Origin of the sequence: Streptomonospora arabica (assembly GCF_039531585.1) — a bacterium.
GTDB classification, from domain to species: Bacteria; Actinomycetota; Actinomycetes; order Streptosporangiales; family Streptosporangiaceae; genus Streptomonospora; species Streptomonospora halophila.
In genome coordinates, this window is the sequence record NZ_BAAAQI010000018.1 from 1 (window position 1) to 25,307 (window position 25,307).

The 25,307-nt window shown below is 72.5% G+C and carries 21 protein-coding genes and 1 tRNA gene; 20 read left to right on the forward strand and 2 right to left on the reverse strand.

Going from position 1 to position 25,307, the window contains the following annotated elements:
* Nucleotides 1-347 precede the first annotated feature (347 nt).
* The 16 genes from ndk (at nucleotide 348) to ABD284_RS21675 (ending at nucleotide 20,127) form a co-directional block, all read left to right on the forward strand.
* On the forward strand, nucleotides 348-758 hold the full coding sequence (gene ndk, locus ABD284_RS21600) for a nucleoside-diphosphate kinase (RefSeq protein ID WP_344146681.1): 411 nt from the start codon (nucleotides 348-350) through the stop codon (nucleotides 756-758).
* A 201-nt stretch (nucleotides 759-959) separates the two neighbouring features.
* Nucleotides 960-1,994 (forward strand): rod shape-determining protein, encoded by a 1,035-nt coding sequence (locus ABD284_RS21605; RefSeq protein ID WP_344146683.1) that lies wholly within the window; start codon nucleotides 960-962, stop codon nucleotides 1,992-1,994.
* 1 nt (nucleotide 1,995) lies between these two features.
* Entirely contained in the window at nucleotides 1,996-3,006 is a 1,011-nt protein-coding gene (gene mreC, locus ABD284_RS21610) for a rod shape-determining protein MreC (protein WP_344146685.1), read from the forward strand.
* Complete coding sequence (gene mreD, locus ABD284_RS21615; protein WP_344146688.1) at nucleotides 3,003-3,545, forward strand: rod shape-determining protein MreD; 543 nt, start codon at nucleotides 3,003-3,005, stop codon at nucleotides 3,543-3,545. The genes mreC and mreD overlap by 4 nt, the downstream gene beginning before the upstream one ends.
* A 98-nt stretch (nucleotides 3,546-3,643) precedes the next feature.
* Nucleotides 3,644-5,734 (forward strand): penicillin-binding protein 2, encoded by a 2,091-nt coding sequence (gene mrdA / locus ABD284_RS21620; protein ID WP_344146691.1) that lies wholly within the window; start codon nucleotides 3,644-3,646, stop codon nucleotides 5,732-5,734.
* A 22-nt stretch (nucleotides 5,735-5,756) separates the two neighbouring features.
* Nucleotides 5,757-6,935 carry a rod shape-determining protein RodA gene (gene rodA, locus ABD284_RS21625; protein ID WP_344146694.1) on the forward strand — a complete coding sequence of 393 codons (1,179 nt, stop codon included), beginning with the start codon at nucleotides 5,757-5,759 and terminating at the stop codon, nucleotides 6,933-6,935.
* 151 nt (nucleotides 6,936-7,086) lie between these two features.
* Nucleotides 7,087-9,021, forward strand: a complete 1,935-nt coding sequence (locus ABD284_RS21630) for a TIGR03960 family B12-binding radical SAM protein (protein WP_344146697.1) — start codon at nucleotides 7,087-7,089, stop codon at nucleotides 9,019-9,021.
* Between the two features lie 578 nt (nucleotides 9,022-9,599).
* A complete protein-coding gene (locus ABD284_RS21635; RefSeq protein ID WP_386699709.1) occupies nucleotides 9,600-10,340 on the forward strand; it encodes a TIGR03936 family radical SAM-associated protein in 741 nt (246 codons plus the stop codon).
* 153 nt (nucleotides 10,341-10,493) lie between these two features.
* Entirely contained in the window at nucleotides 10,494-13,460 is a 2,967-nt protein-coding gene (locus ABD284_RS21640; protein WP_344146700.1) for an Rne/Rng family ribonuclease, read from the forward strand.
* A gap of 275 nt (nucleotides 13,461-13,735) precedes the next feature.
* Nucleotides 13,736-14,056, forward strand: a complete 321-nt coding sequence (gene rplU, locus ABD284_RS21645; RefSeq protein WP_344146703.1) for a 50S ribosomal protein L21 — start codon at nucleotides 13,736-13,738, stop codon at nucleotides 14,054-14,056.
* 14 nt (nucleotides 14,057-14,070) lie between these two features.
* On the forward strand, nucleotides 14,071-14,337 hold the full coding sequence (gene rpmA / locus ABD284_RS21650; protein ID WP_344146706.1) for a 50S ribosomal protein L27: 267 nt from the start codon (nucleotides 14,071-14,073) through the stop codon (nucleotides 14,335-14,337).
* Between the two features lie 140 nt (nucleotides 14,338-14,477).
* Nucleotides 14,478-15,842, forward strand: coding sequence for a GTPase ObgE (obgE, locus tag ABD284_RS21655; protein ID WP_344146709.1), 1,365 nt, complete (start codon nucleotides 14,478-14,480; stop codon nucleotides 15,840-15,842).
* Between the two features lie 45 nt (nucleotides 15,843-15,887).
* Nucleotides 15,888-17,141 (forward strand): glutamate 5-kinase, encoded by a 1,254-nt coding sequence (proB, locus tag ABD284_RS21660; protein ID WP_386699710.1) that lies wholly within the window; start codon nucleotides 15,888-15,890, stop codon nucleotides 17,139-17,141.
* Between the two features lie 105 nt (nucleotides 17,142-17,246).
* Complete coding sequence (locus tag ABD284_RS21665; RefSeq protein ID WP_344146712.1) at nucleotides 17,247-17,513, forward strand: hypothetical protein; 267 nt, start codon at nucleotides 17,247-17,249, stop codon at nucleotides 17,511-17,513.
* Between the two features lie 358 nt (nucleotides 17,514-17,871).
* On the forward strand, nucleotides 17,872-19,176 hold the full coding sequence (locus ABD284_RS21670; protein ID WP_344146910.1) for a glutamate-5-semialdehyde dehydrogenase: 1,305 nt from the start codon (nucleotides 17,872-17,874) through the stop codon (nucleotides 19,174-19,176).
* A gap of 126 nt (nucleotides 19,177-19,302) precedes the next feature.
* Entirely contained in the window at nucleotides 19,303-20,127 is an 825-nt protein-coding gene (locus tag ABD284_RS21675) for an SAM-dependent methyltransferase (protein ID WP_344146715.1), read from the forward strand.
* A gap of 80 nt (nucleotides 20,128-20,207) precedes the next feature.
* Here the strand turns inward: ABD284_RS21675 and ABD284_RS21680 are convergent, their stop codons facing one another.
* Nucleotides 20,208-21,278 carry a M48 family metallopeptidase gene (locus ABD284_RS21680; protein ID WP_344146718.1) on the reverse strand — a complete coding sequence of 357 codons (1,071 nt, stop codon included), beginning with the start codon at nucleotides 21,276-21,278 and terminating at the stop codon, nucleotides 20,208-20,210.
* 207 nt (nucleotides 21,279-21,485) lie between these two features.
* On the opposite strand from ABD284_RS21680, the gene nadD reads away from it, so the two are divergent.
* The 4 genes from nadD (at nucleotide 21,486) to ABD284_RS21700 (ending at nucleotide 23,495) form a co-directional block, all read left to right on the forward strand.
* The gene (gene nadD / locus ABD284_RS21685) at nucleotides 21,486-22,139 is read left to right on the forward strand and encodes a nicotinate-nucleotide adenylyltransferase (protein ID WP_344146721.1); all 654 of its coding nucleotides are present in this window, start codon (nucleotides 21,486-21,488) and stop codon (nucleotides 22,137-22,139) included.
* A gap of 27 nt (nucleotides 22,140-22,166) precedes the next feature.
* Nucleotides 22,167-22,589: a ribosome silencing factor gene (gene rsfS / locus ABD284_RS21690; RefSeq protein WP_344146724.1), complete on the forward strand. Its 423-nt coding sequence runs from the start codon at nucleotides 22,167-22,169 to the stop codon at nucleotides 22,587-22,589.
* Between the two features lie 85 nt (nucleotides 22,590-22,674).
* Nucleotides 22,675-23,301 (forward strand): histidine phosphatase family protein, encoded by a 627-nt coding sequence (locus tag ABD284_RS21695; protein ID WP_344146727.1) that lies wholly within the window; start codon nucleotides 22,675-22,677, stop codon nucleotides 23,299-23,301.
* A 121-nt stretch (nucleotides 23,302-23,422) separates the two neighbouring features.
* A tRNA-Ala gene (locus ABD284_RS21700) sits at nucleotides 23,423-23,495 on the forward strand.
* Nucleotides 23,496-23,600: 105 nt separating this feature from the next.
* Here ABD284_RS21700 and ABD284_RS21705 read toward each other — a convergent pair.
* Nucleotides 23,601-25,250, reverse strand: coding sequence for an MFS transporter (locus tag ABD284_RS21705; protein ID WP_344146730.1), 1,650 nt, complete (start codon nucleotides 25,248-25,250; stop codon nucleotides 23,601-23,603).
* Nucleotides 25,251-25,307: the final 57 nt, after the last annotated feature.

Genomic DNA, 25,307 nt, shown 5'->3' on the forward strand with positions numbered 1-25,307 from the left:
GCCAGCGCATCTGCGCGCTCAACGCCGCGATCTGGCACAACTGGCTGATCGGCGCCCCGGTCAAGCGGTCACTGATCGCCTACGACCACTGACCGGGACACACAACAACTCCCATCAACGATCTAGCGGGCGTCCGCGCCGGGGACCGCACGTGTGCGCGCTGCGGCCGCATCCGGCCGGTCCGCGCTGGTCCGGGGCCTGGCGGAGCGGCTTCGCGGGCGTCGCGGACGCGATAAGGTTGCCACGGCCAGGGGCGGCCGCATCGCCGCGCGTCGGACGCAGCCACGTGTCGACCCCGCCGCATCCCCCGAGACTTTCCGCACCGACTTCCGAGGAGTGTCACCACCGTGGAGCGGACCCTTGTTCTGATCAAGCCCGACGGCGTGCGGCGCAGCATCATCGGCGAGACCATCTCCCGCATCGAGCGCCGCGGCCTGCGGATCGTCGCGATGGACCTGCGTACGCTGGACGCCGGCACCGCCAAGACCCACTACGAGGAGCACGCCGAGCGGCCGTTCTTCGACTCGCTGGTGGAGTTCATCACCGGCGGGCCGCTGGTGGCCATGGTCGTCGAGGGCGAGCGCGCCGTCGAGGCCTTCCGTGCTCTGGCCGGCGCCACCGACCCCATCTCGGCGGGCCCGGGCACCATCCGCGGCGACTTCGCGCTGGAGGTCCAGCAGAACATCGTGCACGGGTCGGACTCGACCTACTCCGCTGAGCGCGAGATCAAGCTGTTCTTCCCCGATCTGGGGGCCTGAGCGACCACGCGTCCTCGAGCGCCGGGCCTGTGCCCGGCGCTTTTTTGGTGTCCGAGCACCTGATCCGTTCGGAGTGTTTGCGTAGTCGGATGACTGCGCAGAGTTACGATACGGGTACTGGATCCATATCCGTACTGGAACGAGTCCGTATTGACCGCCCCGTGGGGGCCCACACCCGTTTGGTGCCGCTGAGGACGCTTCATGAACAATAACCTCGCCTTCTTGGGCCGCGATATGGCGGTCGACCTCGGGACAGCCAACACACTCGTCTACGTCCGCGGCCGCGGGATCGTGCTCAACGAGCCCTCCGTCGTGGCACTCAACGCCTCCACAGGGAAGATCGTCGCCGTCGGCATCGACGCCAAGCAGATGATCGGGCGCACGCCGAGCAACATCACGGCGGTGCGCCCCCTCAAGGACGGTGTCATCGCGGACTTCGAGATCACCGAGCGCATGCTGCGCTACTTCATCCAGAAGATCCACCGCCGCCGCCACTTCGCCAAGCCGCGCATCATCGTCGCCGTCCCCAGCGGGATCACCGCCGTGGAGCACCGCGCGGTCAAGGAGGCCGGCTACCAGGCGGGCGCCCGGCGGGTCTACATCATCGAGGAGCCCATGGCCGCCGCGATCGGCGCCGGGCTGCCCGTACACGAGCCCACCGGGAACATGGTCGTCGACATCGGCGGAGGCACCACCGAGGTCGCCGTCATCTCCATGGGCGGCATCGTGACGTCGCAGTCGATCCGCGTGGGCGGCGACGAGCTCGACCAGGCGATCATGACCTACGTCAAGAAGGAGTACTCGCTGATGATCGGCGAGCGCACCGCGGAGGAGCTCAAGGTCGCCATCGGGTCGGCGTTTCCCACCGGCGGCGAGGAGCTGCACGCCGAGGTGCGCGGACGCGACCTGATCAGCGGGCTGCCCAAGACCGTCGTGATGTCGGCGGGCGACGTTCGCCAGGCCGTGGAGGAGCCGGTGACCAGCATCGTCGACGCGGTGCGCACCACGCTGGACAAATGCCCTCCCGAACTCTCCGGCGACGTCATGGACCGCGGCGTCGCGGTCACGGGCGGCGGCGCGCTGCTGGCCGGACTCGACGGCCGGCTGCGCCACGAGACCGGCATGCCCATACACGTGGCCGAGAACGCGCTGGACTCGGTGGCCGTGGGCTCGGGCACCTGCGTGGAGAACTACGAGCGGCTCAGCCAGGTCCTCGTCCCCGAGCGGCGGCGCTGACATGCGCCACGACGGTTCCCGGGCCCGGCTCGTCGTGGGGATCCTCGCCGCCCTCTCGCTCGTGCTGGTGGTGCTGGACTCCCGCGAGGGCGCCAACCCCGTCACCAGCGCGGCGCGTACGGTCGGCGAGGCCGCCTTCCGCCCGGTCTCGGCGGGCGTCTCGGTCGCGGGCGCCCCGATCGGCGGCGCCTTCCGGACGGCCACCGCCGCCTTCGGCGCCGCCGAGCGCGCCGAGAGCCTGGAGCGGGAGAACGAGGCGCTGCGCGCGCGGCTGCAGACCCGCGAGTACGACTCCGAGCGCGCCGAGCAGCTCGACGAGCTGCTGCACCTGTCCGGAATGGGCGGGTACGAGATCGTGCCCGCCCAGGCGGTCACCCGTGTGACCGCGCGCGGGTTCTCCGACACCGTCACCCTCGACGTGGGGCGCGACGACGGCGTCCGCCGGAACATGACCGTCGTCAACGGCGACGGCCTGGTGGGACGGATCGTCCGGGCCGGAGCCGGCACCTCCACCGTCGTGCTGGTGACCGACCACGCCTCGTCCGTGGGCGCCCGGCTGGAGAGCTCCCACGAGATCGGGGTCGCCGACGGCGGCTCCGAGGGGACCGGCGACGGCGACCCGCTGCGCTTCGAGCTGATGAGCGCGGACACGCGGCTGAAGACCGGACAACGCATCGTCACCCTGGGCTCGCTCAACGGCACCCCGTTCGTGCCGGGCGTGCCCGTAGGAACCATCACCTCGGTCGACAAGACGCCGGGGAGGCTCACCCGCACGGGCAGAGCCGAGCCCGCCGTCGACTTCGGCTCACTGGACGTCGTGGGGGTCATCGTGGCCGGACCCGAAGATGACCCCCGCGACTCCCTCCTGCCCGACCCGCCGTCCAAGGCGTCGGGCGACGAAGGGGACAAGCAAGACAAGCAGGAAGAACAAGGCGAGAAGGACAAGCGGGACGAGGGCGGCGACGACGCCGCGGACGGCGGGTCCGGTTCCGGCGGGGAGGACGGACGATGAAGGCGACGGTTTCGGCGCTGCTGGTACTGGCCGCCGTGCTCGTCCAGACGGTCGTGGTCAACCGGCTGCCGCTGCCCTGGGGCCTGGCGCCCGACCTCGTGCTGCTGGCCGTCGTCGCGGTCGCGCTGTGGTCCACGCCGGTCGCCGGGGCGGTCACCGGCTTCGCCGCCGGGCTGGCGGTGGACGTGCTGCCGCCGGCCGACCACGAGATCGGCCGGACCGCGCTGCTGCTGTGCCTGGCCGGCTACCTCGTGGCGTGCGTCCACGACTCCGACGCGCGCTGGGGCCTGGGCCCCTATCTGGCCGCGGGGGCCGCCGCGCTCGCTGTGCCCGCGGGGTTCCTGCTCATCGGTGTCGTCCTGGGCGACCCCCGCGCCGCGCTGCCGGAGGCCCTGTGGCCGGTCCTCGGCGGGGCCGCTCTGACGCTCCTGGTCAGCCCGCTGGTCCTGGGGCCCGTGGCCCCGTTGATGCGGCGGGTCTCCGGCGACGTCTACTCCGACCTGCCCACGCCCTGGATCGCGAAGGGATGGGGGAGATGACACCACTCCGCAGGCGCAGGCTGCTCAGCGGGCGGCGCCATCGGAGCCCCCGGCCGCAGGCCGGGCCCGTGCGTCCGCGTACGGCAGGGCGGGCGAGCATGGTCGCGGTGCAGCTGCTCGTGCTGGCGCTGTTCGCCGGGCTGACCGCACGGATGTGGTACATGCAGGTGCCGCGGGCCGAGCACTACCATGAGCTCGCCCTGGCCAGCCACACCCAGAAGCTCATCGAGCCCGCGGTCCGCGGCCGCATCCTCGACTCCAGCGGCCGTCCGCTGGTGACCAACCGCACCGAGCTGACGGTCACCGCCGACTTCCACGCCCTGCTCAACCAGGACGACGACGGCGCGGCCGTGCTGCGCAAGGTCGCCGAGCTCGTCGACCGCCCCTACGAGAAGCTGAGCGGGCGCGTGCGCCTGTGCGGGCCCGAGACCGGGCGCCCGTGCTGGCAGGGCTCGCCCTACCAGCCCATCCCGCTGGCCGAGGACGTCGACCCGCGCGTCGCCCTGCAGATCATGGAGCGCAAGAGCGAGTTCCCCGGCATCTCCGCGCAGCAGATGGCGGTGCGCGAGTACCCCCACGACGAGCTCGCCGCGCAGATGCTCGGCTACCTCCAGCCCATCACCCAGGAGGAGTTCGAGGCCCGCGAGGAGCTGCGTGCCGAGTTCAGCGGCGTGGACCGGGTCGGCCGCGGCGGCGTGGAGGGCGTCTACGACGAGCGGCTCCGCGGCGACTCCGGCAGCCGCGTCCTGGCGGTCTCCAGCCAGGGCGACGTGCGCGGCACCATCAAGGCCACTCCGCCCGAGCCGGGCATGCACCTGGTCACCAACATCGACACCCGAGTGCAGCAGATCACCGAGGACGCGCTGGAGAGCGCCGTGGAGCAGGCGCAGCAGCAGGGCAAGCCGACCGACTCCGGCGCGGCGGTGGTCCTGGACGTGCGCACCGGCGGTGTGGTCGCCATGGCCAGCCGGCCCACCTACAACCCCGAGGTGTGGAACGGCGGGATCGACGCGAAGACCTACGACAAGCTGCTCAGCGAGGACGCCGACGAGCCGCTGGTCTCGCGCGCGCTCCAGGGCCAGTTCCCGCCGGGGTCAACGTTCAAGCCCACCACCCTGGCGGCCGCGGTGGAGAACGGCGCCTCGCTCAACGGCTCCTACTCCTGCCCGGGGTCGGTCGGCCTGGCCGGCCGCTCCTGGCAGAACTTCGCAGGCGGCGGCCACGGGGCCATCAGCCTGCACAAGGCCATCGTGGTCTCCTGCAACACCGTCTTCTACAAGCTCGGCGACGAGATGTACCACGACCACAAGAGGAACGGGGACAAGCAGAGCGGTAGGGACCCCGTATCCGCGATGGCGCACGGTTTCGGGTACGGCGAGCTCACCGGCATCGACCTGCCCCACGAGTCCAGCGGGCGCGTCCCCGACGCCCGGTGGAAGCGCGAGTACTGGGAGGACACCCGCGAGCACAGCTGCAAGATGGCCAAGAAGGGCTACGACGACGTCGCCGAGGAGGATCCCTCCCACGCGGCCTACCTGGAGCGCCTCGCCCGCGAGCACTGCCTCGACGGCGACCGCTGGCGCGCGGGCGACGCCATCAACCGCGCCATCGGCCAGGGCGACATGCTCCTCACGCCGCTCCAGCTGGCCCGCGCCTACGCGGCCATCGCCAACGGCGGCACCGTCTACGAGCCCCGGGTGGGACGAGCGCTGCTCTCCGCCGACGGCGAGCGGGTCGAGAGGATCGAGCCGGTCAAGGCCGGCGAGCTGCCGATGGACGACCGCACCCTCAAGTACCTCCAGCGCGCGCTGACCGCGGTGCCCAAGGAGGGAACCGCCGCCGGCGCCTTCGACGGGTTCCCTCAGGGCGAGGTGTCCATCGCCGGCAAGACCGGCACGGCCACCATGCAGAACCGCGAGGACTCCGCCTGGTTCGCCTCCTACGCCCCCACCGACGACCCGCAGTTCGCGGTGGTGGTGCTGATCCCGCAGGCCGGAACCGGCGGCACCGCCGCCGCGCCGGTGGCGCGCAAGATCTACGAGGGGATTTACGGCTTCTCGGGCTCCGGCGGCGGCGAGCAGGGCGGCGGCGACCGACCGAGCGGGCCCGCCCTGCCCTCGGGCGCACCGCCGTCGGAGCTGCCCAGCGTCCGCGCGGACGGCTCCGTCGACCAGCTCGACGACCATTGACGACGACCGCTGGCGGTAGCCGATGACCACACTTCCCAGCCCGCAACCGAGCCCGCCGACTCTGACCGCACGCGCCGGACGCTTCGTCGCCACCGCCGCGCCGCGCCGGCTCGACTGGCCGATGCTGCTCGCCGTCGCCGCCCTGTCGGGAATCGGCGTGCTGCTGGTCTGGTCGGCCACCTATGATCCGTCCGATCCCGACGGCGCCGTGGGCTACGTCGAGCGCCAGGTCGGCCACCTGGCCGTCGGCGCGGTCGCGCTGCTGGTGGTGGCGGCGGTGGACTTCCGGGTCTCCCGCGCCTACGCGCCCTTCGTCTACCTCGCCGCCGTGCTGGGCCTGGCCCTGGTGCTGACACCGCTGGGCGAGACCATCAACGGGTCGCGCTCCTGGCTGGTCGTCGCCGGCCTGCAGATGCAGCCCGGCGAGCTCGCCAAACTCGGCCTGCTCCTGGCGGTGGCCGTGCTGCTGGGCGAACCCCGCGACGGCGAGTTCGCGCCCACCTCCCGCGACGTGCTGTTCAGTCTGGCGGTGCTGGCGGCGCCGCTGGGGCTGATCCTCGCCCAGCCCGACCTCGGCACCGCGATGGTGCTCACCGGCACCTACATGGGCATGCTGCTGCTGTCGGGCGCCCCGGTGCGTTGGGTGGTCGGCCTGGTGGGCTGCGGCCTGCTCGCCGCGTTCAGCGTGTGGTGGTTCGGCCTGCTCAAGGACTATCAGCTGGAGCGCTTCACCACCTTCTTCAACCCCAGCGCCGACCCGCGCGGTACCGGCTACAACGCCAACCAGTCGATGATCGCGGTGGGCTCGGGCGGGCTCAACGGCACGGGCCTGCTCGAAGGCGAGCACACCCGCGGCCGGTTCGTGCCCGAGCAGCACACCGACTTCATCTTCACGGTGGCCGGGGAGGAGCTGGGCTTCGTCGGCGGCGCCGTGATCATCGGGCTGATCGCCTTCGTGATGTGGCGCATCCTGCGCACCGCGGGCCGGAGCGGCGACCCCTACGCCCGGCTGCTGTGCGTCGGCGCGGCAACCTGGCTGGGGTTCCAGAGCCTGATCAACATCGGCATGACCCTCGGCGTGGCGCCCATCACGGGCATCCCGCTTCCGTTCGTCTCCTACGGCGGCACCGCGGCCGTGGCCAACATGGCGGCGTTGGGCCTGGTGCTCAACGTGCACGCCCGCGAACGCGGCGTCCACTGAGCCGCGGCCGGCCGCGCTGGACTCCGCCCGGCCCGCGCCGGTCCCGCTGCGCTCGGCCCGGGCTGCGCTCTGCAAGGTGGGCCCGCATCCGGTGGCTAAGCTGGGAGGCTCGACAGGGAGATTCCGCGAGAGCCGACGCAGGGGAACCACGATGCCCATCGAAAGCGTGTTTTCGCAGCTGGAAGCCTTGCTTCCACGTGTGCAGAAACCGGTCCAGTACGTCGGGGGCGAGCTCAACTCCGTCGTGCGCGACTGGGACGACGCCGAGGTCCGCTGGGCGCTGATGTACCCCGACGCCTACGAGGTGGGGGCGCCAAACCAGGGCGTGCAGATCCTTTACGAGGTCCTCAACGAGCGCGAGGGCGTGCTCGCCGAGCGCAGCTACGCCGTCGGATCGGACCTGGAGCAGCTGATGCGCGAGCACGGCGTGCCCCAGTTCACGGTCGACGCCCACCGGCCGGTCGCGGCGTTCGACGTCCTCGGTATCAGCTTCGCCAGCGAGATGGGCTATACCAACATGCTCACGGCGCTGGACCTGGGCGGCATACCGCTGTATGCGGCCGACCGCACCGGCGACCACCCCGTCGTGCTGGCCGGCGGCCACTCGGCGTTCAACCCCGAGCCCATCGCCGACTTCCTCGACGCGGTCGTCCTCGGCGACGGCGAGGAGATCACGCTGGCCATCACCGAGGTCGTCCGCGAGTGGAAGCGCGAGGGCCGGCCCGGCGGGCGCGACGGCCTGCTGCTGCGGCTGGCCGAAGGCGGCGGCGTGTACGTGCCGCGCTTCTACGACGTGGCCTACCACCCCGACGGGCGCATCGCCTCCTACACGCCCAACCGCGAGGGCGTGCCCTGGAGCGTGCAGAAGCACACGGTCATGGACCTCGACACCTGGCCCTACCCGAAGAACCCCATCGTGCCGCTGGCGGAGTCGGTCCACGAGCGCTACAGCGTGGAGATCTTCCGCGGCTGCACGCGCGGGTGCCGCTTCTGCCAGGCCGGGATGATCACCCGCCCGGTGCGCGAGCGCAGCAAGGAGACCATCACTCAGATGGTCGACCAGGGGTTGCGCTCATCCGGGTTCGAGGAGGTGGGGCTGCTCTCGCTGTCCAGCGCCGACCACAGCGAGATCGGCGACGTCGCCAAGGGCCTGGCCGACCGCTACGAGGGCACCAACACCGGCCTGTCGCTGCCCTCGACGCGGGTCGACGCGTTCAACATCGACCTCGCCAACGAGCTCACCCGCAACGGCCGGCGCTCCGGCCTGACCTTCGCGCCCGAGGGCGGCAGCGAGCGGATGCGCCGCGTCATCAACAAGATGGTCACCGAGCAGGACCTGATCCGCACCGTCACCGCGGCCTACGCCGCCGGGTGGCGCCAGGTGAAGCTGTACTTCATGTGCGGACTGCCCACCGAGAGCGACGAGGACGTGCTCGCCATCGCCGACCTCGCCAAGGAGGTCATCCGCACCGGGCGCGAGGTCAGCGGGCGCTCCGACATCCGCTGCACGGTCTCCATCGGCGGGTTCGTCCCCAAGCCGCAGACCCCGTTCCAGTGGGCGGGCCAGACCCCCTACGAGCTGGTCGACGCGCGGCTGCACAAGCTCAAGGCCGAACTGCGCTCCGACCGCCGCTACGGCAAGGCGATCGGCCTGCGCTACCACGAGGGGCGGCCCTCCATCATCGAAGGGCTCCTCTCGCGCGGCGACCGGCGGGTAGGCCGCGTCATCGAGGAGGCCTGGCGCGCAGGCGGGCGCTTCGACGGCTGGAGCGAGCACTTCTCCTACGAGCGCTGGGCCGAGTGCGCCGAGAAGGCGCTGGCCGGCGAGCCGGTGGACATGGACTGGTTCACCGTGCGCGAACGCGGCGCCGACGAGGTGCTGCCCTGGGACCACCTGGACGCCGGCCTCGACCGCGACTGGCTGTGGCAGGACTGGCAGGACGCGCTGCACGGCGAGGAGTCCGTCGAGGTCGACGACTGCCGGTGGAGCCCCTGCTACGACTGCGGGGTCTGCCCCACGATGGGCACGGAGATCCAGATCGGTCCGAGCGATCCGGGGCGGTCGCTGCCGCTGACGGTGGTCTGAGGCCGCCTGGCGCGGAACGCGGGGCGCCGGGGCCGTGCGCTCCCCGATGAAGGGGAAGTTGCGGGGAAGCGAGGTGTATGGCCCGGCGCCCCGCTCGCGCCGGGCCATACGTGATGTAAGACGGACGGGTGGCGCCGGAGGTTTGCACTGCTGCGAGATTTCCTCGAAGAAATTTCTGGCCGGAGTGTCATCGCAGGTCAGCGCGGAGCACGGGATGAGGGGTCCGCACGGCGCCCGCGCGAGCGAAGCAGGGCGAACGCTTTTCAACCGGTCAGTGGGTGGGAACAGCACATACGTGGGTGATCCAGATCGCGGCGCGGTGGCGTCCCGGTGTCATCGGGTCATCCGCCCAGTGGAGGTCCCGCCCCGCACCGCTGGCGCGGGTCCCTTGGCGGGCACCGTAGTCTGAAGTAGGACGTGAATCTCCCAGGTGGGTGAGTCAGGGAGGAATCGGCTGGCCCACCGGGGAGTTACCGAAGAAAGGAGAAGCGCTGCCCCCCGCAACCGAGGGCACCACCCCGCCCTCCACCGGACGCCCCGGACCGCGGCTGCGAGTCCGCTATACCAAGCGCGGCAGGATGCGCTTCGCGAGCCATCGCGACATCGCCCGCGTGCTTGAGCGGGCCCTGCGCCGGGCCGGTGTCCCCGTCGCTTTCTCAGCGGGGTTCACGCCGCACCCGAAGATCTCCTACGTCAACGCCGCCCCGACCGGGGTGGCCAGTGAGGCGGAGTACTTCGAGATCACGCTGGCCGAGCCCGTTGCGTCCGACGAGGTCCGCGTCCGGCTCGACGACGCCATGCCCGACGGGCTTGACGTGGCCGAGGTCGTGGAGGCGGCGGCGCCGGGCGGTCTTGCGGACCGCCTGGAGGCGTCGGAATGGCGGGTGGAACTGCCCGGCGTCGGCCCCGACGGCGCCGCGGAGGCGGTGGCCGCGTTCAACGCGGCCGATACCGTCGAGGTGGAGAGGTCCACGAAGAAGGGCCTCCGCCGCTTCGACGCCCGGGCGGCCGTCCTCCACCTGGAGGTGGACGGGCGCGCCACACGGGGTGGAGACGAGACATATGCCATACTTCGGATGGTCGTCCGGCACACGACACCTGCCGTACGACCGGACGACGTGGTGAAAGGCCTTCGCCGGGTGGCCGACCTCGCGCCGCTGTCATCGCCTGTGATGACCCGGCTGGCGCAGGGGCCGCTCAGCGACGGGTCCGACGCGATCGCCGATCCGCTCGCCGCGGATGCCCAGGCCGACGCGGCCGGACTTGCGATGGAGACATCGCGGCCGAACCCGCCCGCGCGGAGCGCGCCCGATGCGTGAGCTCCTTTGGGGACGCGGGCGGCCCGAAACGACTTTCCCCGGCCAGCCCGGTAAACGGCTGCCGGCGACGACATAGCGACGACAGTCCGCGCGCGCAGCGGCCGAAGCCTTGCGCCCAGGCCGCGCCCGCGGACTTGACGGGAGACCGCCCGGATGCTCGACAACGAGCCCAGCACCGGTGCCGACGGCACCGAGGGCACAACTGAAACGACTGAGGCCGCAGCGACACCCGCGTCCCAGGCCGCGACCTTCGCACCGCCGCAGGAGAGCGAGGTGAAGGTCAGCGGGCCCGTGCGCCGCAGCGGCGCGCTGCGCTCGGCCGGCCCGCCGCCCGAACCCGAGCCGGTGGCGCCGCCCGAACGCCCCCTCACCACCGTCGCCGGCCAGTCGGCGCTGGAGGGCGAGGCCGCGGCCCCCGACGCGGAGCCCGCCGCCGCGAAGGACGCGGCTTCCGACGCGGAGCCGCAGGCGGAGGAGCCCGCCCGCAAGCGGCGCACCCGCGCCCGCAGCACCGGCGCGCGCTCGCGCGCCGCCGCCGTTCCCGCCGAGGAGGCCGGAACGGCCGCCGAAGCGGCCGACTCCGCCGGCGCGGAGGACGCGGCCGAGGACGAGCCCGCCTCCTCCGGTGGCGGTGCGGGAGTCGCGCCGGAGGCCTCCGAGTCCGGCGCCTTCCAGTCGCCGATGGTGCTGTTCCAGCCGCCGGTGGCCCCCGCCGCACCGGAGTCGAAGGTCCGCAGCAACGGCTCGGCGCCCGAGCGGTCCGAGACCGCCTCCGAGGCCGACGAGGCCCGCCGGGCCGAGGACGACGAGGACGTCCAGAGCGCCGACGACGAGGACGACGGCGACGACGAGCGCCCCTCGCGCCGCCGCAGGCGACGCGGCGGCCGCGGCCGCGGCCGCACCCGCGCCGGCGAGGAGGACGGCGAGTCCGGAGCCGAGGACGACGATGACAGCGCCGAGGCGCGCACCGAGGAGGCCCCTTCCGGCACCTCCTCCGCCGACGCCTCCTCCGCCGACGAGGAGTCCGACGACGAGTCGGCGGCCGGCAGCCGGCGGCGCAGGCGCCGACGGCGGCGCTCCAGCGGCGACGGCGAGGACGCCACCCAGGACGACCCGCCCAACACGGTCGTGCGGGTGCGCGAGCCGCGCAGCGGCAAGGCCGCCCAGGACGAGGTCCAGGCCGTCAAGGGCTCCACCCGGTTGGAGGCCAAGAAGCAGCGCCGCCGCGAGGGCCGCGAGCAGGGCCGCCGCCGCGCCCCCGTCATTACCGAGTCGGAGTTCCTGGCCCGCCGTGAGTCGGTCCAGCGCGACCTGGTCATCCGGCGCACCGGCGAGCGCACCCAGATCGCGGTGCTGGAGGACGACGTCCTCGTCGAGCACTACGTCGACCGCGCGACGCACAAGTCCTACGTCGGCAACGTCTACCTGGGCCGCGTGCAGAACGTGCTGCCGTCGATGGAGGCCGCGTTCGTCGATATCGGCAAGGGCCGCAACGCCGTCCTCTACGCCGGTGAGGTCAACTGGGACGCCTCCGGCATGGAGGGCCAGCCCAAGCGCATCGAGTCGGTGCTCAAGTCCGGCCAGTCGGTGCTGGTGCAGGTCACCAAGGACCCGATGGGCCACAAGGGTGCCCGGTTGACCAGCCAGATCAGCCTGCCCGGCCGCTACCTGGTCTACGTGCCCGACGGCTCGATGACCGGCATCAGCCGCAAGCTGCCCGACAAGGAGCGCGCGCGCCTCAAGCAGATCCTCAAGAAGGTCATGCCCGAGAACGCCGGCGTGATCGTGCGCACCGCCGCCGAGGGCGCCAGCGAGGAGGAGCTGGAGCGCGACATCAACCGGCTGGCCAAGCAGTGGGACTCCATCAAGCGCAAGTCGCGCTCGGCCGGCGCCCCGTCGCTGCTCAACAGCGAGCCCGACCTCACCGTTCGGGTGGTGCGCGACGTCTTCAACGAGGACTTCGCCAGCCTGGTGGTCTCCGGCGACGAGGCCTGGGACACCGTGCACGACTACGTCGAGTACGTGGCGCCGCACCTGTCCGAGCGGCTCTCGCACTGGACCGACGAGCGCGACGTGTTCGCCGCCTACCGGATCGACGAGCAGATCGCCAAGGCGCTGGAGCGCAAGGTCTGGCTGCCCAGCGGCGGTTCGCTGATCATCGACCGCACCGAGGCCATGACCGTCGTCGACGTGAACACCGGCAAGTTCACCGGCCAGGGCGGCAACCTCGAGGAGACGGTCACCAAGAACAACCTGGAGGCCGCCGAGGAGATCGTGCGCCAGCTGCGGCTGCGCGACATCGGCGGCATCATCGTGATCGACTTCATCGACATGGTGCTGGAGAGCAACCGCGACCTGGTGCTGCGCCGCCTGCTGGAGTGCCTCTCGCGCGACCGCACCAAGCACCAGGTCGCCGAGGTCACCTCGCTGGGCCTGGTGCAGATGACGCGCAAGCGCGTGGGCCAGGGCCTGCTGGAGGCCTTCTCGCACAGCTGCGAGCACTGCGGCGGCCGCGGCCTGACGGTCTCCACCGAACCCGTCGGCGCCAAGCCCGCCGGCGGCAACGGGAACGGCAACGGCGGCGGCAGCGGCGGCGGTCGCAAGAAGAAGGGCAAGGGCGACAAGGACCGCGCCGACCAGTCGGCCGCCGAGCCGGCCGAGCCCGCGCCCGAGGCGGCCTCCGACCCCGCCGACCTGGAACCCGCCGCGGGAGCCGCCGCCGCGGCCGAGGCCGAGGACGCCGTCGAGGAGGCGGTGCCCGCGAAGGGCAAGCGCGCCTCCGGCAAGGCCGCGGCCAAGTCGAAGACGGCCTCCGCCGCCAAGTCCGCCACCAAGTCCGCGGGCCGCAAGACCACCCGCCGGACCAAGAAGGACGACGCCGCGGCCTCCGCCGAGGAGGCCGACGCCTCCGCGCAGGACGGCGAGGCGCCGTCCGCCGGCTCCGGGACCGAAGCCTCCGGCGGCGCGGCTTCGGCTCAGGCCGGAGCCGACGCCGGATCCGAGTCCGGCGACGAGGCGGCCGACTCCGAGAACTCCGCCGAGCAGCGCCCCCGCAGGCGCCGCACCCGGCGGACCAAGACCACGACCGCCGCCGAGTCGGCGGTGGCCGAGGCCACCTGAGCAGGGTCGGCGGCATCCGCCGCCGCGCGGACCGGCCCGCGCAGGGCCGGTCCGCGCGCCCTGCGCGCGAACGTGCGAGCGTGCCGTGCCCCGGCCGACCGGTGGTAACCTAGAAGACGGTGCGTCGGCGCGCCCCCATCGTTCGCGCGCCCGAGACCTACTTCTCGACCTTGCGCCGCCGCGGTGTGAGCGCGCTGGTCGAAGGTCGATTTTGAGCGCATTTCCGCCCCCGCTTCGGCGGGGCTGGTCCACACGAGCAGGAAGAGAGTTCCCCGGTGTACGCGATCGTGCGAGCGGGCGGCCGACAGGAGAAGATGGCTGTCGACGACGTCTTGACCATCGACAAGGTCTCCGATGAGGCCGGCGCCACCCTTACCTGGGAGCCGCTGCTTGTCGTCGACGACGGCAAGGTCATCAGCGACGCCTCGGAGTTGAGCGGCTACGCCGTCACCGCCGAGGTCCTCGGCGAGGCCAAGGGCCCCAAGATCAACATCGTGAAGTACAAGAACAAGACCGGCTACAAGAAGCGCATGGGCCACCGGCAGCAGTACACCCAGGTGCGCGTCACCGGTATCGCGTCGAACAAGAACAAGTAGGGGAGGGGCGCGAGATGGCACACAAGAAGGGCGCATCGTCCAGCCGGAACGGCCGCGACTCCAACGCCAAGCGGCTCGGCGTCAAGCGCTTCGGCGGCCAGTCCGTCCGGGCCGGCGAGATCCTCGTCCGCCAGCGCGGCACCCGCTTCCACCCCGGCGACAACGTCGGCCGCGGTGGCGACGACACCCTGTTCGCGCTGGTCGCGGGCGAGGTGGAGTTCGGCACGCGGCGCGGCCGCAAGGCCGTGAACATCGTCCCCGCCCCGGTCCCCGCGGAATAGGGCCGGCGGCGCGGAAGCTGATACGCGTAAGGCGGGCCAGGTCGACTGGCCCGCCTTACGCGTGTACTGAGCCCGGCCCGCCGCGGACCTCCGCAGCGAATAGGCTGGTCGGGCAGGAGAATGTACGGGGGAGAGGACACATGCCTGACTTCGTCGACGAAGCGGTCTTGCACATCAAGGCCGGTGACGGCGGGCACGGTTGCGCCTCCGTGCACCGCGAGAAGTTCAAGCCCCTGGGCGGCCCGGACGGCGGCAACGGCGGCACCGGCGGCGACGTCGTCCTGGAGGTCGACCGCAACACCGCCACGCTGCTGGAGTACAAGCGCCGGCCGCACCGCCGCGCGCAGAACGGGACCCCCGGCCAGGGCTCGCACCGCTCCGGCAGCGACGGCGAGGACACCGTGCTCCCGGTGCCCGACGGCACCGTCGTACTCGATGCCGGGGGCGAGGTGATCGCCGATCTCGTCGGGCCGGGCACCCGCCTGGTCCTCGCGCGGGGCGGCAACGGCGGACTGGGCAACGCGGCCCTCGCCTCGCCCAAGCGCAAGGCACCGGGCTTCGCGCTAAAGGGCGAGGCCGGCGAGGCGCTGGACGTGCGCCTGGAGATCAAGACGATCGCCGACGTGGGCCTGGTCGGGTTTCCCAGCGCGGGCAAGTCGTCGCTGATCGCGGCACTGTCGGCGGCACGCCCCAAGATCGCCGACTACCCCTTCACCACCCTCATCCCCAACCTCGGCGTGGTCGAGGCCGGCTCCACCCAGTTCGTGGTGGCCGACGTACCCGGGCTGATCCCGGGCGCGAGCGAGGGCAGAGGACTGGGACTGGCGTTCCTGCGCCACGTCGAGCGCTGCTCCACGCTGGTGCACGTGCTCGACTGCGCGACCTTCGAGTCCGACCGCGATCCCCTCAGCGATCTCGACGCGCTCGAAGCCGAGCTGTCGGCCTACGGCGAGGCCGCCGGCATCGACCTCACCGACCGGCCGCGCATCGCGGTGCTGAACAAGGTGGACGTGCCCGACGGGCGCGAGCTGGCCGAGATGGTCGCGCCTATGCTGCGCGAACGCGGCCTGCGCGTCATCGAGGTCTCGGCGGCGGCCCGCGAAGGCCTGCGCGAGCTCTCGTTCGCCATGGCCGAGCAGGTCGAGGCGGCCCGCGCCGCCCGGCCCGCGCCCGAGCCGAGCCGCGTCGTGCTGCGCCCCCGCGAGATCGGCGAGGCGCGCTTCGAGGTCGTGCCGCTGGGCGCCAACACCTTCCGGGTGCGCGGCAGCAAGCCCGCGCGCTGGGTGCGCCAGACCGACTTCGCCAATGACGAGGCCGTGGGCTACCTCGCGGACCGCCTGAACCGGCTCGGCATCGAGGAGGCGCTCGCCGAGGCCGGCGCGACCGAGGGCGCCGAGGTCTACATCGGCGACGAGGAGGACTCCGTGGTCTTCGACTGGGATCCGTCGATCGACGCCGACGAGACACCGATCGGCCCGCGCGGCACCGACTCCCGGCTGGGTTGAGGGCGCGGGGCGCCACACGCGTCCCGGTCCCGTGTCGCGCGGGGTATGGGTGGCCCGGCCGCCGATACGACCGATACCCATGGAAAGAAGTGCGACGTGCGCAACGCACCGTCAGATCCGTCATCGTCCGAAGGGAACGACGCGCTCGGCGAGCGCACCGAACTGACCCGCGCCCGGCGGGTCGTCGTCAAGGTCGGCTCCTCCTCGCTGACCTCTCCCGAGGGGACCATCGACCGCGGCCGCATCGCCGAGCTGGCCGACGTCCTCGCCGAGCGCCGCGCCGCCGGTACCGAGGTGGTGCTGGTGTCCTCGGGCGCCATGGCCGCGGGCATCGCCCCGATGGGGCTCACCGCGCGCCCGCGCGACCTGGCCACCCAGCAGGCCGCCGCCAGCGTCGGCCAGGGGCTGCTGGTCGCCCACTACACCGCTGCCTTCGCCCGCCACGGACTCACGGCCGCGCAGGTGCTGCTGACCGTCGAGGACATGATGCGCCGCGTCCAGCACCGCAACGCCCAGCGCACGCTGCGCCGGCTCCTGGACATCGGCGCCATGCCCATCGTGAACGAGAACGACACGGTGGCCACCCACGAGATCCGCTTCGGCGACAACGACCGCCTCGCCGCGCTGGTGGCCCACCTGCTGCGCGCGGACGCGCTGGTGCTGCTCTCCGACGTCGACGCGCTCTACGACGGCGACCCCTCGCGGCCCGGCGCCCGCCGCATCCCGCGCATCGCCGACCCGGCCGACCTCGACGGGATCGACATCGGCGGCGCCGGTCGGCGGGGGGTGGGCACCGGCGGCATGGTGACCAAGGTGGCCTCGGCCCGCATCGCCAGCGACGCGGGCGTGCCGACGGTGCTGAGCTCGGCGGCGGACGCGCGCGCCGCGCTGTCGGGCGCGAGCGTCGGCACGCTGTTCGCCGCCCACGGGCGGCGGCGGCCGTCCACCCGCCAGCTGTGGCTGGCCCACGCCACCGCGGCGCGCGGCAGCGTCGTGCTGGATCCGGGCGCGGTGCGCGCGGTCGCCGAAGGGCGGGCGTCGCTGCTGCCGGCCGGTGTGGTCAAGGTCGAAGGGGACTTCTCGGCCGGCGATCCGGTGGACCTGCGCGACGAGGACGGCACCGCGATCGCCCGCGGGCTGGTCAACTTCGACGCGGGCGAGATCCCCGACCTGATGGGGCGCTCAACCCGCTGGCTGGCGCGCGAGCTGGGGCCCGGGTACGAGCGCGAGATCGTGCACCGCGACGACCTGGTGCTGCTGGGCGCGGTGCGCGAGCGGGCGCGGCGCGGCGCCGAATAGCGCGCCGCGGCCCGGCGGAGCCTCCGCTTCGCAGGACCGCATCGGGGCACCCGATCCCGCGCGTTGCCCCGGGCCTGCGGCGATCCCGCAGTAGGGTGTCGGGCTATGAGGTCCACCACGCACGAGTTCGATACCGAGCTGCGCCATGACGGCCGCGTGGTCACGCTTGGCGCGGTGACGTACCGGGGCAGGACGGTGCTGCAGCCCGGTCCCGACCGCTTCGCGCCGCTGCGGAGGTGGGCGCAGGACCTCGCCGACCAGCTCGGCGGTCCGGTGACCTGGCGTGCCAGCTCCGAAGGGGACGTCGTGGAGGAGGGGACGGTGCACCCCGCCGGGCGCACCGTCGAGGAGAAGCCTGGACTGGGGCGCTGAGAACGGAGTGCACCTGCGCTCGCGGGGGCCGTGGGCCCGTTCCTTGGGGAGGAGAGGGTCTTCTATGCCGTCCGCCGGCGCCTCAGAGTCTGCGAGCGCTCTCCGCTCCGCACTTGGAGCAGTGGAACTTGCGGTCCCCTCCTAGGACCCAGTCGTGTTCACCACCGTTGGGACATGCCGACATCGACACCACCTAAGCTCTAGCTCGAGCGATCTGGCGCCGTCACCGTACCGGCTGCGCAGGGCGGTTGTCCGGAGAACGAGGAAGAACGGCCGGCTCTCCGGCGGCCGGGAGCGGCCGACGCCCGTCGCCGCGGGACCGGTTCGCCGCCGACCGCCGCGGCGGGCCCCGGCTAGGCTGGAGGCGACATCCTGCCCCCCGACAACCTGGGAAGCGACCAGCACCATGAGCGATACCGAGCGCGAGGTCCGCGCCGGCGCGGAACGGGCCCGAGACGCCGCGGCCGACCTCGCGCCGCTGAGCCGGGCCGTCAAGGACGAGGCGCTGCTGGCCATGGCGGAGGCCCTGGTCTCCGAGGCCGAGTCCATCGTGGCCGCCAACGCCGAGGACGTCGAGCGCGCCCGCGCCGGCGGTGAGAGCGAGGCGATGGTCGACCGCCTCGCGCTGACCGCGGAGCGGGTGGGCGCCGTCGCCGACGCCGTCCGCGACGTCGCCGAGCTCCCGGACCCCGTGGGCGAGGTCGTGCGCGGCGCCAGCCTGCCCAACGGGCTGGAGCTGCGCCAGGTGCGGGTGCCGCTGGGCGTCATCGGGATCATCTACGAGGGCCGCCCCAACGTCACCGCCGACGCCGCCGCCCTGTGCCTCAAGAGCGGCAACGCGGCGCTGCTGCGGGGGTCCTCCTCGGCCTACTCCTCCAACTCCCGCATCGTGGAGGTGCTGCGAGGCGCTCTGCAGAAGACCGGCCTGCCGGCCGACGCCGTACAGCTGGTCCCCGGGACCGGCCGCGACTCCGCGCAGGCGCTGATGCGCGCCCGCGGCCTGGTCGACGTGCTCATCCCGCGGGGCGGGGGCTCGCTGATCCGGACCGTGGTCACGGAGTCCACCGTCCCGGTGATCGAGACCGGCGAGGGCAACTGCCACGTCTACGTCGACGCGTCCGCCGACACCGAGATGGCGCTCGCGGTGGCGGTCAACTCCAAGACGCAGCGGCTGTCGACCTGCAACACCGCCGAGACCCTGCTCGTGCACACCGCGGTCGCCGACCGGTTCCTGCCGCGGGTGCTCGCGGCGCTGCGCGACCTCGGTGTGACCGTGCACGGCGACGACCGGGTGCGCGGGTACGACGACGAGGCGGTGCCGGCCTCCGAGGCCGACTGGGCCGCGGAGTACCTGTCGGCGGACCTGGCGGTGAAGGTGGTCGACTCGCTGGACGACGCGCTCGCCCATATCCGCCGCTACTCCACCGGGCACACCGAGGCCATCGTCACCGACTCGCAGTCGGCGGCGCGCAGGTTCGTCTCGCTGGTGGACGCCGCCGCGGTGATGGTCAACGCCTCCACCCGCTTCACCGACGGCGGCCAGTTCGGCTTCGGCGCCGAGATCGGGATCTCCACGCAGAAGCTGCACGCCCGCGGCCCGATGGGCCTGCCCGAGATGACCTCGACGAAGTACGTGGTGACGGGCGAGGGACACCTGCGCTGAGGCCGGTGCGGCGCCGCCCCGGTCCCGTCCCCTGCGACGGGACCGGGGCCCGCGACGGCACCGAAACGTCCGGTTGACGCTACGATGCCCGTGTACACGGCGATACAGCGTTCAAGGAGCCCCGCTATGCCTGACTCCAGGCCCCCGCGCAACCCCAACGGCTCCGCCGGATTCGACACCGGCGTCCCCACTGCCGCGCGCGTCTACGACGTGATGCTGGACGGCAAGGACAACTACGACATCGACCGGCAGGTCGCGCACGCGAGCCTGGAGGTCATGCCCGAGCTCAAGCAGATCGCCGTGTACAACCGGGAGATCCTCCACCGGGTCGTGCGCCACCTCGCGGCGGACGAGGGCGTGGACCGGTTCCTGGACCTCGGTTCGGGGCTGCCGACCGCGCGCAACACCCACGAGGTCGCCCAGGAGGCCAACCCCGAGGCGAAGGTCGTCTACGTCGACATCGACCCCCTGGTGGCGGCGCACGGGGAGGCGATCCTGGGCGGCGACGCGAACACCGCGGTGGTCACCGCCGACATCCGCCGGCCCGCTGAGGTGCTGGCCGCCCCGGACGTCCGCGCGCTGGTCGAGTCGGACCGGCCGGTGTGCGTGATGCTCTGCGGCATCCTGCACCACCTGCTCGACGAGGAGGACCCCCGGGGGATCGTCGCCGCGCTGGCCGATGCGGTGCCGTCCGGGTCGTTCTTCTTCATCACCAACTTCACCCGGCTGGGCGACGCCCCCGCGAGCGAGGAGCTGGAGCGCGTCCTGCTCAGCCAGCTCGGCACCGGGCGGGTGCGCACCCCCGCGGAGCTGGAGGCGTTCTTCACCGGCCTCGACCTGCTGCCGCCGGGGGTGGTGCCGCTGCCGCTGTGGCGGCCCGAGGGCATCGTGCGCGACAGCACGTCGGTCGCCGCCCGGTTCATGACCGGCGGTGTGGCCCGCAAGCCCTGACACGTCCCTGACACACCGCCGCGGGCGCCGGACGTCCGGCGCCCGCGGCGGCGCGCAGAACGCGTTCGCCGACTCCGGTCCTAGGACGAGGAGGAGGCGCTGTCGTTGTTGTTGTCGCCGTTGCGCCGGCCGGCGCGGTTCCAGCGCTCGGCGACGGTGTCGAAGATGCGCCCGCCGGTGTTGGCGGCGGTGCCGGCCACGTCGCGCAGTGTGCCCACCAGCGGGTCCTCAGAGCGCTCCCAGGACTCGCGGTAGGAGTTGGCGGCGTTGCGGGCTTCGGCGCCCACCGAGGCCTCCCGGTCGCCGTCGCGGCGCGGGAAGTCGCCGTCGATGATGCGCTGGTAGGAGCCGTCGTCGATCCACCGGCTGAGCTCGGCCAGGCGGATGACCGCGAACGGGTGGGTCTGGCCCATGAGGCTGAGCAGCTTGATGAGGCTGTCGCGGGCGTCGCCGCCGCGCTCGTAGTCGCGGGCCTGCTCCATGAAGGAGTCGGGGTTCATCTCGGCCAGCCGCGAACCGCCGGCCAGCTTCATCAGCGCCCGCTTGGCGGCCTCGGGGTCCTGGCCGGCCAGCAGGCCCGCGCGGTCGCAGGACAGCTCGGACTTGCGGTACCACTCCTCCAGCGCCGTGACGATCGCGCGGATGCCGATGTAGCCCAGCGGGATCCAGGCGACCCGGGCGGCGAGCCGGATCAGGGCCAGCAGCATGGTGCGGTAGACGGCGTGGCCGGACAGGATGTGGCCGACCTCGTGGCCGACGACGAACCGCTGCTCCTCGGGGTCGAGCAGGTCGAACAGCCCGGTGGTCATCACGATGAACGGCTTGCTGCTGCCGATGGCCATCGCGTTGGGCCGCGGGTTCATCTGGATGTAGAGCTCGGGGACCTCGTCGAGGTCGAGGATGTAGGCGGCGTCGCGGACGTAGTTGTGCACCTCCGGGAACTGCTGCTCGTTCACGCGGACTGCGCTGGACAGGAACATCAATCGCAGCGCGCGTTCGTTGAACAGGCCGGAGAGCCGCTTGAAGATCTCGTCGAAGCCCCGCAGGGACCGCAGCGCGACCAGCGCGCCCCGGTCGGCCGGGTGCTCGTATGCTCGGGAGCTTATGTTTTCGAGTCGTACGCGGGCGCGGTCTGGAGCGTTGGTGGACATATCGGCATGCTATGCCTCCGGGATGCGCGATGCCACGCTTCCGCGCATCGAGATATGACGCGATTTTCCGCGGGCCCCGGGTAGTGGTCCCGAAGGCGCAGGTCCCTGTCGGCTAATGTCGGGACGGACCAGACGAAAAGGGGAGATCCGGCGCCGTGAAGCCCCGGTTTGACGGCCGTCGGCCACACGCAGGAAACGGAGCGGTACGTGCGCAACGAACCGGCGGGGGCCCCCTCCAGCGCGGAGCACAGGCGCAGGAATCCGCGCCGCGTGGGCGTCATGGGCGGTACGTTCGACCCGATCCACCACGGGCACCTGGTGGCGGCCAGTGAGGTCGCCCACCTGTTCCACCTCGACGACGTGGTCTTCGTGCCCACCGGGCAGCCCTACCAGAAGGACCTCACCCAGGTGACCTCCGCGGAGGACCGCTACCTGATGACGGTGATCGCCACCGCGGAGAACCCGCAGTTCAGTGTGAGCCGCATGGAGATCGACCGGGACGGGCCGACCTATACGATCGATACCCTGCGCGAGATGCGACAGATCCACGGCTCCGAGGTGGAGCTGTTCTTCATCACCGGCGCCGACGCCCTGGGCGCTATCCTGAGCTGGCAGAACGTGGACGAACTCTTCGATCTCGCGCATTTCGTAGGCTGTAACCGCCCCGGACACCGGCTCACCGATCCCGGCCTGCCCGACGGAAAGGTCAGTCTCGTGGAGGTCCCGGCCCTGTCGATCTCCTCCACCGAATGCCGGGAGCGCGTCCGCAAGGGCGAGCCCATCTGGTACCTGGTACCCGACGGCATCGTCCGCTACATCAACAAGACCGGGCTCTACCTCGACGACGCGACGGCGGGGTAGCCGCCCGAGGGAGGCAGCTGCTACATCGTGTCCGCCACTGACCGGGCCGTGGGGCTCGTGAACATCGCCGCCGAAGCGGCCGCAGACAAGCTCGCGCAGGAGATCGTCGCCTACGACGTCAGCGACCAACTCGTCATCACCGACGCCTTCGTGCTGTGCTCGGCGCCCAACGACCGCCAGGTGCGCTCCATCGTCGAGGAGGTCGAGGACCGCCTGCGCGACCGCGGAGGGGTCAAGCCGGTCCGCCGCGAGGGCGAGCGCGACGGGCGCTGGGTGCTGCTCGACTACGCCGAGATCGTCGTGCACATCCAGCACGAGGAGGAGCGCGGGAGTTACGGGCTGGAGCGGCTGTGGAAGGACTGCCCGCGCATCACGCTGCCCGAGACCGCCCGCGGCCGCGACCGCGAGGCCGCCGGCGACGAGGGCGCCGACGGCGCCGGCCCCGCGTGAGCACGCCCCGCATCCCCGTGCGCCGGGCGCCCGTGATCCGCGCGGAGTGCGGGCGCACCCGCGGCACCCTCGGCGAGGGGCGCCGGTGAGCCCGACCCGCCGCGTCGTCTGCTGGCGCCACGGCCAGACCGAGTGGAACGCCGAGAAGCGGTTCCAGGGACAGACCGACATCGCCCTCAACGAGCGCGGGACCGCTCAGGCGCGCCGCGCGGCGGGCCTCCTGGCACGGCTGCGGCCCGACGCGGTCGTCTCCTCCGACCTGCGCCGCGCCGCCGCCACCGCGCACGCGCTGGCCGAGGAGACCGGGCTGCCGGTCACCCTGGACAAGGGGCTGCGCGAGCGCTTCGGCGGGCGGTGGGAAGGCCTGACCACCACCGAGATCCGCGAGCGCTGGCCCGCTGAGGACGCCCGCATGGAGCCGCCCGGTGGCGAGGACCTCGACGCCGTGGGCGAGCGGGTGCAGGACGCGATCGAGCGCGGCCTGGCGCTGGTGCCCGAGGACGGGCTGCTGGTGGCGGTGGGCCACGGCGCAGCGCTGCGTGCCGGGATCAACCGCATGCTCGGCCTGCCGGCCGACCGGAGCCAGGTGCTGGGCCCGCTGGGCAACTGCTCCTGGTCCCTGCTGGGTCCGCTGCGCTCGGGCGGCTGGCGGCTGCTGGAGCACAATGCGGCGAGCCTGCCCGAGAGGCGCACACTCAGCGACGACCGCTGAGCCGCGCCCGTCCCGGCCCCGGCGGCCGGGGCCGGGACAAGCGCTTTCGTTTCGACGAGTGCGCAGGATTCCGCTACAGTCGGTACCGCCGCCGCGCTCGCCGGGGCGGCGGTACCGACACGGGGCTATGGCGCAGCTGGTAGCGCGCCTCCATGGCATGGAGGAGGTCTGGGGTTCGAATCCCCATAGCTCCACCCGAAAGGTCCTACCGGAACACGTGCCCGAACGAAGGCCGCGGAGTAGGACCGCGGCATCCGACGGCGAGTAGGGGCCATCCGCACCGCGGGTGGCCTTTTCGCTTACGGGCTGAGGGCCGCTCGCGCCGGCCCGCCGGCGCCGGATGGCGGGGGGCTCCCCGAGGAACTCCCGGCGCCGTCGGCCCCGTCCACCGCTACGGGGGCGGCGTTCCTCGGGCCGCGCAGGGAGATGTAGACGAGCAGTGCGCCCATGACGGCGGCGCCCGCCCACATGGCCTGCTGCCAGCCGTCGACGAAGGACTGCTGGGCGGCATGGACGATCTGCTGTGCGTGCGGGCCGGTGCCGCCCGAGGCCTCGACGGCGTTGGCGATGCCTTTGCGGGCGGTGTCCGCGGCCTGGTGGGGAACGCCGTGCAGCCGGTCGTCGATCGAGCTGCGGTAGCCGGCGGACAGGAGCGCACCCAGCATGGCGACGCCCAGCGCGGTGCCGAACTCGCGGGTGATGTCGTTGAGTGCGGAGGCGACGCCCTGCTTCCCACGCGGCAGCGAGCCGGTGATGGCCACCGTGGAAGGCGTCATGGACAGGCCCATGCCGATGCCCATGGCGAGCATGCCCGGCAGGACGGTGGGATAGCCGCCGTCCGCGGAGACCAGCAGCGCCATCAGCGCCAGGCCCGCGCCGGCCAGGGCGATGCCTGCGGCCATGGTCGAGCGTGAGCCGATGCGGGCGGCCAGCCTCGGGGCCAGGCCGGAGGTCGCCATCATCATGAGGGCCATCGGCATCAGGGCCGCCGTCGACAGCAGTCCCGACCAGCCGAGCACCGCTTGGAAGAACGGGAACAGGACCACGGCGATGCCCGCCTGGACGCCGAAGACCACCAGCAGTGTGATGGAGCCGCCGGCCAGGCCGCGCTCCCGGAACAGGCGCACGTCCAGCAGTGACGCCTCTCGGCGGTGGCTCTCCCAGGCCACGAAGCCGGTACCGGCGGTGAGGCCGGCGGCGAGGCCGATCAGCGTCGCGGGGGCGGTCCAGCCGCGTTCGGGCCCCTCCTGCAGGACGAAGATGAGGCCGACGACGGCGACGGTGGAGAGCAGCGCGCCGATGGTGTCGAAGGGGTGGGCCGAGCGCTCGCGGGAGTCGGGCACCGACTTCAGTGCCATGCCCAGGGCCACGATGACCAGAGCCACCGGTAGCACGAACAGCCCGCGCCAGTCCGCGACATCGACCAGAAGCGCGGAAAGGAACATGCCCAGGATGCCGCCGCCTCCGGCCACGCCGGTCCACACGCCGATCGCCTTGCCGCGCTGCTCCTCGGGGAAGGTGGAGGTGATGACGGCAAGGGTGATCGGCATGATCATCGCGGCGCCGACACCGCCGGCCGCGCGGGCCGCGATAATGGCCTCGGCGGTCGGGGCCAGGCCCGCCGCGACGTTTGCGACACCGAAGACGCCGAGTCCGGCGATCAGCATGGGCTTGCGGCCCAGGCGATCGCCGATCGCGCCGAGCGGCAGCAGCAGCGCGGCCAGGACCAGGGTGTAGACGTTGATGATCCACAGAACCGTGTCGTGCGAGACCCCGAACTCGACGGCCATGTGGGTCTGGGCGACGTTCAGCCCCGACACCGACGCGATGACGGCCATCAGCGCGACGGAGACGGCGATCAGGACGGTGCGCAGCCGGCGCGCGTCCGGTGCGCCGTCCCCGCCGCCGGCCACGGCGGCGGCCTTCTGTGCGGGCCGGTTCGTACTCATGGGTTCCTCTCGGAAGGGCATGGTGGGCTCGGCGCCGGGCCCCTGCCCGACGCCGGG